Here is a 9,911-nt window from a genome sequence, read left to right on the forward strand (position 1 = left end):
TGTCCCAGGCGCACTTCGTCCCCCTCGCGGACGGCCATCGTCGGCTTCATGCCGTTGTAGTCAAAACCGATCAACGCCACGTGGCGAACGGGTTTGCCTTCAGTGATAGTCTGCTCAGGAGCGCCGCTGATGGGAAGATCCAGGCCTTTTTTGATCTTGATCATTAGCCTTATCCATTCATCAGAAACTAATCTATGGATTTGTAACGCCCGACCCCTGCGGCCCAGATTCCTATCCGGAGTGCCCCGGTTTGGCTAAGAGGCGAACATACCCGGACCAGAACCCGCCGGGTATTCGACTACAGGGAAAGATGAGAAGCGGGTGCCAGACGTACCCAAAATCGCGCCAATTATAGAGATTAAGTCATCTGATTTCCACCAGAAACCCGGCGGACTTTGTGCCGTAACGTAACACGCAGGCGGTTATTGCCCACCCAAAAAGAAACCCCGCCAGCACAACCGACGGGGTTTCCAGACTTTCTCAGGACAAGATCAGTCGCGGGTGCGCTTGGGGAAGATGGGGTAGGTCACGCCAGCCATCTGGTTAACGCAGCGAACCACTTGAGCGCTGTAGCCGAATTCGTTGTCGTACCACACGTACAGGATCAGGCGTTTGCCGCCGGCGATGGTCGCCTGGGAGTCGACAATACCGGCGTGTTTGGAACCCACGAAGTCAGTGGAGACCACTTCCGGGGAGTTGACGAAGTCGATCTGCTTTTGCAGCTCCGAGTGCAGCGCCATTTCGCGCAGGTATTCATTGACCCCTTCAACGTCCACATCCTTTTTCAGGTTGAGATTGAGAATGGCCATCGATACGTTCGGCGTCGGCACCCGAATCGCGTTACCGGTCAGCTTGCCTTTCAGTTCCGGCAATGCTTTGGCAACGGCTTTGGCGGCACCGGTCTCGGTGATCACCATGTTGAGCGCGGCACTGCGGCCACGGCGGCTGCCCTTGTGGTAGTTATCAATCAGGTTCTGGTCATTGGTGTAGGAATGCACTGTCTCTACGTGACCGTCTTCGATGCCGTACTCATCATGGATGGCCTTCAGCACCGGGGTGATGGCGTTGGTAGTACAGGAAGCCGCCGAGAGGATCCTGTCTTCCTTGGTGATCCAGTCGTTGTTGATGCCATACACGATATTCTTGATGTCACCCTTGCCAGGTGCCGTGAGCATGACCCGGCTCACGCCTTTCGACTTCAGGTGCAGGCCCAGACCCTCTTCGTCGCGCCAGATACCGGTATTATCAACCACGATGGCATTGTTGATGCCATACTCGGTGTAGTCCACCTGATCCGGACCCTTGGAGTAAATCACCTTGATGTAATTGCCGTTGGCGATCAGCGCCGAGTTTTCCGCATCCACGGTGATCGTGCCATCGAAAGGCCCATGCACCGAATCGCGACGCAGCAGGCTGGCGCGCTTCTCCAGGTCGTTCTCAGCACCACCCTGGCGAACCACAATCGCGCGCAGACGCAGATTGTTGCCACCGCCGGCCCTCTCGATCAGGATGCGGGCCAGCAGGCGGCCGATGCGACCAAAACCATACAGAACCACATCTTTGGTACCATTGCCGGCGTCTTCCTCGGACTGGGCGGCATACTGCCCCGCGACCGAACCGATCTCGCGATCAAGGAATTCTTCCAGCGATCCGCCCTCGGCCTTGAATTTGACCGCCAGCTTGCCGATATCCACGTGGGCGCGACCCAGATCCATCTTATCCATGGCCAGCAGGATGGGCAGGGTGTCGTGAACGGACAGCTCGCTGTCTTCCACCTGACGGACAAAGCGGTGAGCACGAATGATACCGATGACCGACTGGTTAATGATGGCGCGACCATAAACGGAGGTGACCACATTGTTCTTGCGGTACAGACGGCCGATCAGCGGAATCATCGCTTCCGCCGTGGATTCTCTCTCGGTCCAGTTAGACAGGTGCTGGTTAATCTGTTCGTGACTCACGCTTGAACCTCTGCAGTTGGCACTTGGAAAATTGGGTGCATATTATCCAACTTAAAATGCCAGACCGCAAATACGCCAGCCCAATCCGTACGTACTTTCCCAGCCATAACGGCATGAGAATCGCGACGTGCCCGCGGCCTTCGCCATGACAGTGGCCCATGGGAGCGTTAGAATACGCGCCTCACCGCACCGGACTTCACACAGCAGGAGATTCAGAACGCCCATGACCGACGGAGCCTCTTCCCGACACGTCCCTGCCCTGGTAGCACCGGACTTTCCGACAAAAGCCGGTGACCATCGCCGCTGGGGCCATCTGCACGGCAGCAGTGATGCCATGGCTGTCTGCGAGAGTGCCCGCCAGCATAACGGCCTGACACTGGTTATTACCCGCAGCACCGATGACGCCATTCGCCTGGAACAGGCCATGCGCTTCTACCTCGGACTGCCTGCAGAGGAAGATGGCGCAGCCGTCACCGGAACAGGCCTTGAACTGCTTTCCCTGCCGGACTGGGAAACCCTGCCTTACGACCTGTTTTCGCCGCACCAGGACATCACGTCTCGCCGTATCCGAACGCTGCATCGCCTGCCCTCCACACGCCACGGGGTCTTGGTGGTGCCGGCGCGCACGCTGATGCACAGGCTTCCTCCGGTGAGCTACCTGCAGGGCAACACCCTGTTCCTGGAAGTGGGCCAGATTCTCGACATTAATAGCTGGCGACAGCAGCTGGAATCCGCCGGGTACCGGCACGCCGAGAACGTTTACGAACATGGCGAGTACGCGGTTCGTGGGGCCATTCTCGATATATTTCCGATGGGGGCCCTTCAGCCCTACCGCATTGACCTCTTTGATGACGAGATTGAAACCCTGCGCACCTTCGATCCGGAAACCCAGCGCTCCATCGACCGTATCGAACGGATAGAGCTGCTGCCTGCCAACGAATTCCCGTGGAACAAAGAGGCACGGTCCGGTTTCCGCAACCGCTGGTTCGAGCATTTTCCGAACGCCGACAAAGACGCGCCGATTTATCAGGACGTTACCCACGGCATAACACCGCCAGGCATTGAATACTATCTTCCGCTGTTTTTCGACGACACCGCCACACTGTTCGATTACCTGCCGGGAAGCACCCAGGTATTCACCGCAGATGGCCTGAACGACGCCGTCTCACACTTTGATACCGACACCCGGGCACGGCACGAGGATCGCCGTCATGATCGACTGCGCCCTATTCTGCCACCCACCGAACTGTTCCTTCAGCAGGAAGAACTGTTCGGGCACCTGAAGCACTTTGCCCGGGTCACCATGACCACACGCGAGGTCGACGGGGCGGGTACCAGAAATTGCGCAACGGGCGACCTCCCCGATGTCGCGATGGACGGTCGCGCTGCCGACCCCGCCGCGCGCTTGAAACGTTTTGTGCAGGAATTCAGTGGCCGCGTGCTGCTGTGCGCCGAGTCTTCTGGCCGTCGCGAGGCGCTGATCGACAATCTGTCCGACCACGACGTCCGGCCGACCACACTGGATAGCTGGCAGGCGTTCCTGGACACCCCGAGCTGCCACCTGGGCATCACCATCGCCCCGATGGAACAGGGCGTAGTACTGCCGGAACAACACCTGGCACTGATCACCGAAACCGCGCTTTTCGGCGAGCGCGTATTGCAACGCCGGCGTCGTGAAAAACCGACGGAACTGAATGATTCCGGCTACCGCGACCTGTCCGAGCTGCGAATCGGTGCACCGGTGGTGCATATCGATCACGGCGTGGGTCGTTACCAGGGGCTGGAGACCATTACCGTGGAAGGTGACGCCAACGAATTCCTGATGCTGGAGTACGCTGGCGGCTCCAAACTGTATGTGCCGGTGTCCAGCCTGCACCTGATTTCCCGCTACGCTGGCTCAGACACCGAGCACGCCCCGCTGCACAAGCTTGGTACCGAGCGCTGGAGCACCGCCAAACAGAAAGCCCTGGAGAAAATCCGCGACACCGCCGCCGAGCTGTTGGACGTCTACGCCCGCCGTGAGGCCCGCAAAGGTTTCTCCTTTGAAGACCCGAAGGAGGCCTACCGCGCCTTCTCTGCCGGTTTCCCCTTCGAGGAAACGCCGGACCAGCAGATCGCGATTGAGTCGGTTTTTGAGGACATGATCGGCGAACGCCCGATGGACAGGCTTGTGTGCGGCGATGTCGGTTTCGGCAAAACCGAAGTGGCCATGCGCGCCGCGTTTATGGCGACGTTTTCCGGCAAACAGGTGGCCGTACTGGTACCCACCACCCTGCTGGCACAACAGCATTACGAGTCCTTCCGCGACCGCTTTTCCGATACGGCTGTCAATATTGAACTGCTCAGCCGCTTCCGCAGCGGTGCGCAAACCAGCAAGGCCATGGCCGCCATTGAAGCCGGCAAGGCAGACATCGTCATTGGCACTCACAAGTTGCTTCAGGGCGATGTCAAGTTCAAGAACCTGGGGCTGGTGATCATCGATGAAGAGCATCGTTTCGGCGTGCAGCAAAAAGAAAAGCTCAAGGCATTGCGGGCCGAAGTGGACATGCTGGCGCTCACCGCCACACCGATTCCCCGCACCCTGAACATGGCGATGGGCCACCTGCGGGACCTGTCCATCATCGCCACGCCCCCGGCGCGCCGGCTGTCGGTGAAAACCTTCGTGCGGCAGCGAGACGACGCCATGGTCAAGGAGGCCATCCTGCGGGAAATTCTGCGGGGCGGACAAGTCTACGTCCTGCACAACGACGTGGCCACCATCCAGAAAACCGCCGACGACCTGCGCACGCTGATTCCCGAAGCACGGGTGGGCGTCGCCCACGGCCAGATGCGAGAGCGGGAACTGGAACAGATCATGTCGGATTTCTACCACAAGCGCTTTAATGTGCTGGTGTGTACCACCATCGTGGAAACCGGCATCGACGTGCCCAGCGCCAACACCATCATCATTGATCGCGCCGACAAGTTCGGCCTGGCCCAGCTACACCAGTTACGGGGCCGGGTTGGCCGATCACACCACCAGGCCTATGCCTATCTGCTAACGCCACCACCACGCTCAATCACTGCCGATGCCAAAAAGCGCCTGGATGCGATTGCTGAAGCTCAGGACCTGGGGGCCGGATTCATGCTCGCCACCCACGATCTGGAAATCCGCGGAGCCGGCGAATTGCTGGGCGAGGAGCAGAGCGGTCAGATCGAAAGCATTGGCTTTACCTTGTACATGCAACTGCTCGATGAAGCCGTCGAGGCCATCCGCGAGGGCCGCACGCCTAACGCCGACCTGCCCCTGAGCCACGGCACCGAAATGAACCTGCGCATCCCGGCCCTGATTCCAGACGATTACCTGCCGGACGTGCACAACCGGTTGATGCTGTACAAGCGCATCGCCAGCGTTGACCAAAAAGAGGGATTAAAAGAACTTCAGGTTGAGATGATCGACCGCTTCGGATTATTACCGGACCCGGCGAAAAATCTGATCCGGCAAACCGAACTTCGATTGCAGGCGGAAGCCCTTGGCATCGTCAAGATCGACGCCGGAAAGGAATGGGCCAGGCTGGAATTCGGCACATCAACACCCGTTGATCCTCTCGTTCTGGTTAAAAAAGTGCAATCCGCACCGGACCAGTATCGCCTTGAAGGGGCCAACAGTTTCCGGTTCCGGCTGAAGGATGACTCAACCGGTGGTAAACTCGACGGCATTTCCGACATGCTCGGGCAGTTGAACACCTGATTATCAGGCTCTGCCCAACAAACCACAGCAACTGACACAGTGGAGTAAAGCCCTTGCGAACGCCCGGTTATGCACTGCCCGGAAAGGCCCTGATCACCGCCACCACTGCCCTGCTAATGCTCGTGCCGCTGCTGGCACAGGCGCAGTCCCAGCGGGACAACTATTACCGGGCCGAGATCGTCATTGTGGAACGCATCGTCAAGCCCGAGAACGTGCGCGAGCGCATGGCCAGTCGCGTACCGGAAACCATCGACGGCATTTCCCAAAGGATGACCGTCGTCCGTGAAGACGGCAGCATTGACAGCTCCCTCAGCCTGGCACCGGATAATGAACTTCACTTGCGTTCTGCGGCACAGCGGCTCGAAAACAGCGGCCGTTATCGGGTGTTGATGTCCGCCGGCTGGTATCAATCCTACCCGCCAGACTATGAGGGACAACCCATGCGGGTCGAGATTGGCGACTGGCTCGCGGACGCGGGCCACCGCGAAGTGGAAGGTCACATCACCATTGATCGTCAGCGTTATCTCCACGTAGGCGTGCACCTGAACCACTGGCAGCCGTCGGAGTCGTCGGTGTATCCGATCCAGGAGCAAGGGCCCGCCGCCCTTGCCTCCCGGGCGGAGCTGTTAACCTGGATACGGGAAACGCGCCGCATGCGCAGCGAGGAAGTTCACTTCCTGGACTCCCCCACCATCGGCGTGCTGGTGTTCTTCAAGCGGATCGAGGGCTGAGACCACCAAGCTGACTCATTGACGCCGCCAGTATCCGCTTTACCCCGGACATGCCCTGCTCAATCGCGGCCTCGATTTCCGCCATCGTAATGATGTCATCGGATTTCCCGGCCGCCCAGTTCACCACCAGCCCCAGGCAGACATAATTCAGTTTAAGCTCTGCGGCAAGCGACGCTTCCGGCATGCCGGTCATGCCCACCAGGTGGCAGCCGTCCCGCTCCAGACGAGCAACTTCCGCTGCGGTCTCCAACCTTGGGCCCTGGGTGGCACCATACACTCCGAAATCCGAGACAGGCACACCCTGCTGTCTGGCCGCCGCAATGACAGTGGCCCGCGCGGATTCCGTGTAGGGAAAGGTAAAATCGATGTGGGTGACGGCGTCCAGCTCGCCTTCGTAAAAGGTACTGCCACGCCCCCAGGTGTAGTCAATAATCTGATCGGGAATCACCACATGAGCCGGCCCCATCGCCGGGTGAATACCCCCGACCGCATTCACGCCCACGACGGTCCTGACGCCGGCGTTTTCCAGCGCCCACAGATTGGCCCGGTAATTCACCTGATGCGGGGGAATACGGTGGGGGTTACCATGGCGCGACAGGAAAATGACTGGCTGATCGCCCAGGCAGCCTTCCACAAGCATGGAAGACGGCGCACCCCAGGGCGTCTCCACCTCACGCTCTCCGGTGATCTCAAGGCTCGACAGAGTGGTCAGGCCGGTGCCACCAATAATGCCCACCGGGGCAGATGCTGCGTTGCTCATTGATGCGTTCTCTCTGTATACCGTCTCAGTCACCGTCACCGGTCGCCTCGGCCGCTGACCCTTGGCGGGTGCGCTGTGAAGAGTGGGACTTGTCTGAACCCTTATCGTCGTTCTCGATTGGCCCTTCGTCTTCCTCGACTGCTCCGGACTTACCGGTTTCCGCGGCCAGCCGCACGCTATCCGCCACATGCAATGTGCGGGTCGGGAAGGCGACCTCGGCGTCGTGGCTTTCAATAATGTCGCTGATCTTTAACAGCACGTCCTGCTTCACCTCGTGGTACTTCACCCATTGGACCGTCTTGGTGAAGGTGTACACCATGATGTCGAGCGACGACGCATTAAACGCCAGGAAATTCACGATGAGGGTCTCGTCCGTTTCGATATCCTCGTGATTTTCCAGCATGGTGCGAATTTCCTGCACGATGGTCGCCATGCCACGCACATCGGCGTATCGGATACCGATGGTTTCCGAAATACGGCGGTGGCTCATGCGGGACGGGTTTTCCACTGCGATTGTCGTAAACGTGGCGTTGGGGACGTAGAGCGGGCGTTTGTCAAAAGTACGGACTGTGGTCAGTCGCCAGCCAATGTGCTCGACTATTCCCTCGATATTCCGGTCTGGCGAGCGCACCCAGTCACCGACCTTGAATGGCCGGTCCAGATGAATGATAAAACCACCAAAAAAGTTGGCCAGGAGATCCTTGGCGGCAAAACCAACGGCAATGCCACCGACACCACCGAACGCCACCACGCCGGAAATACTGTAGCCCAGAGATTGCATGGCGATTAACACAGCGGTGATGATGACCACTGCACGGGAGAGCTTGCTGATGGCATTCACCGTGGTGTAATCCATCGGCTTTTCCATTTTCAATGGCGAGGTGAGGATGTTCTCGAGCTCCTTCACCAGCCGCAGCAGAGCCCAGACCAGAACCCAGACAAAGCCAATCTGCAGCAATGTCTTGTTGGCCGAGAAAATGTCCGCTTCCGAGTAGCGGTGTGCGATTTCCGCTGCCCAATACACGCCCTGGAGCCAGACAAACGCTACCGCTGGCTTTCTGGCCGCATGCAGCACGGCATCGTCCCAGAGATTTTTGGTTTTAGTGAATCGCTTTTCGACGGCACCAATGATAAAACTGACGAGATAAGCGACCGTCGCTGTTCCAGAAACCAGGGCAAATACGACGATGCCCGCACGCCAGCTCTCGGATAATAAACCCCAGCTTTCGATCCAGCCATTCAACGTAGCCAGCAGTTCTCCGATCATGAACACTCCGGTGGTCAGTTCTGTTTATAGTGAGTCGCGACTGACAACGACATTCAGCGCTCGTCGATCTGAACCAGCGTACCGGCTTCGACCAGATCGAACAGTGCGATTACGTCAGCATTGCGCATGCGGATACAGCCGTGGGATTTTGCCACGCCCATGGGCTCTGTATCCGGCGTGCCGTGAATGTATATGAAGCGTCGGAAACTATCGACCCCGGCCCCGCGGTTTTTTCCCGGCTCACAACCACACAGCCAGAGAATGCGGGTAAGAATCCAGTCACGGTGGGGATGCTGCGCGGCCAGTTCCGACGCGTAGATTTCGCCGGTTGGACGGCGGGCGACGAACACGGTGCCCTCTGGCAGGCCACCGCCGATCCTGGCGCGGACATAATGCGAGCCCCGGGGCGTGCGACCACTGTCTTGCGCTTCGCCCAAACCGTTCAGGGCGGTGGAAACGGAGCTTTCAAACAGGCGATGACCGCCGGCACCGAACAGCACCAGGGATTGAGCGGCAATATTTATGTGGATGCGGGGGCAATCCGCCTCTTGAACGGTCATAGTCAGCAGCGCTCTGGCCAGCATGGATCAGAGCTGAAGCCTAACCGACCGGGGACATCTCAGGCAACTGGCGCTTCGCTGAACGACGGCATCAGCATGGTGTCCTGCGCCTGCATGCCCGCCGCCAGAAACGGCACCAACCGCGCGGCAATTTCCTGCACCGTGGTTTCCACCCCCAGTTTGTTCTGAAGGATGTCTCTCAGCGCATCGCTGCTGGACATGGTGAAGGCAGTCGCGCCGAGCATGAACTGAATACGCCAGTAGCGATCAACAGCGGACAGCTGGGGAGTAGCGTCTTTGAGCAGACGCATGAATCGGCTGAAAGGCTGGCTGTATTCCTGTTCGAGGAATTTGCGCAGGTGGCCCTGGGATTGGGTGTAAGCGAGCCCGAGCAGGCGCATGAAGATGGATATGCCCTGCTCATTTCGCTGAGGCATACGCACGGCGCTTTCGGTCAACGCCCATAGCGTCTGGTTCAGGGTTGGCGGGTGACCATCACAACGCTGCTCAAGATCATTGAAGGCGCTTTCCAGTGTTGCCGAAAAGGGCGTCAGGAAGCGGGCAAACACGGCATGAATCAGCGCGTTCTTGGAGCCAAAGTGGTAATTGACAGCCGCCAGATTTACTTTAGCCTTGCTGGTGATCATTCGCAGTGAGGTTTCAGAAAACCCACGGTCAGCGAACAGTTCTTCAGCTGCGTCCAGAATGCGATCAACGGTATCAGACTGCGCCATATTGTTTTCAATGCCTCTAGCAAACGTCTGTTTGAAACATACGTTTGAGACACAGTATTGTCAAGCTCTCTGCCCTGGCGATGCCGCCACCGACTCCCACCCTTTGTCGAGGGTGTTAGGGGACACAGAGTATGGGAATCCAGAGGGAAGTGGGATTTGGTGGCAGCG

General features: G+C 58.6%; 7 protein-coding genes and 1 pseudogene. 2 read left to right on the forward strand and 6 right to left on the reverse strand.

Features of this window, described 5'->3' with window-relative positions; genetic code table 11:
* Together WD429_RS02730 and WD429_RS02735 are read right to left on the reverse strand one after the other, a co-directional pair.
* Nucleotides 1–164: pseudogene (locus WD429_RS02730) on the reverse strand (NADH:ubiquinone reductase (Na(+)-transporting) subunit A); the annotation flags it as partial.
* A gap of 327 nt (nt 165–491) precedes the next feature.
* On the reverse strand, nt 492–1,961 hold the full coding sequence (locus WD429_RS02735) for a glyceraldehyde-3-phosphate dehydrogenase (RefSeq protein WP_368420642.1): 1,470 nt from the start codon (nt 1,959–1,961) through the stop codon (nt 492–494).
* Nucleotides 1,962–2,184: 223 nt separating this feature from the next.
* Between WD429_RS02735 and mfd the strand changes: the two genes are divergently transcribed.
* Together mfd and WD429_RS02745 are read left to right on the forward strand one after the other, a co-directional pair.
* The gene (gene mfd, locus WD429_RS02740; RefSeq protein ID WP_368420643.1) at nt 2,185–5,691 is read left to right on the forward strand and encodes a transcription-repair coupling factor; all 3,507 of its coding nucleotides are present in this window, start codon (nt 2,185–2,187) and stop codon (nt 5,689–5,691) included.
* Nucleotides 5,692–5,744: 53 nt separating this feature from the next.
* Complete coding sequence (locus tag WD429_RS02745) at nt 5,745–6,422, forward strand: CsiV family protein (protein WP_368420644.1); 678 nt, start codon at nt 5,745–5,747, stop codon at nt 6,420–6,422.
* Here WD429_RS02745 and WD429_RS02750 read toward each other — a convergent pair.
* Genes WD429_RS02750 through WD429_RS02765 form a run of 4 tightly spaced genes read right to left on the reverse strand, consistent with a single transcriptional unit; the run spans nt 6,403 to nt 9,743 of the window.
* Nucleotides 6,403–7,182 (reverse strand): S-methyl-5'-thioinosine phosphorylase, encoded by a 780-nt coding sequence (locus WD429_RS02750; RefSeq protein WP_368420645.1) that lies wholly within the window; start codon nt 7,180–7,182, stop codon nt 6,403–6,405. The two genes, WD429_RS02745 and WD429_RS02750, sit on opposite strands and share 20 nt — an antisense overlap.
* Before the next feature lie 25 nt (nt 7,183–7,207).
* Entirely contained in the window at nt 7,208–8,449 is a 1,242-nt protein-coding gene (locus WD429_RS02755; RefSeq protein ID WP_368420646.1) for a mechanosensitive ion channel family protein, read from the reverse strand.
* Nucleotides 8,450–8,502: 53 nt separating this feature from the next.
* Nucleotides 8,503–9,009 (reverse strand): L,D-transpeptidase family protein, encoded by a 507-nt coding sequence (locus WD429_RS02760; RefSeq protein WP_368420647.1) that lies wholly within the window; start codon nt 9,007–9,009, stop codon nt 8,503–8,505.
* Between the two features lie 59 nt (nt 9,010–9,068).
* Complete coding sequence (locus WD429_RS02765; RefSeq protein WP_368420648.1) at nt 9,069–9,743, reverse strand: TetR/AcrR family transcriptional regulator; 675 nt, start codon at nt 9,741–9,743, stop codon at nt 9,069–9,071.
* Nucleotides 9,744–9,911: the final 168 nt, after the last annotated feature.

This window comes from Marinobacter sp. (genome assembly GCF_040904845.1).
Lineage (GTDB): Bacteria > Pseudomonadota > Gammaproteobacteria > Pseudomonadales > Oleiphilaceae > Marinobacter.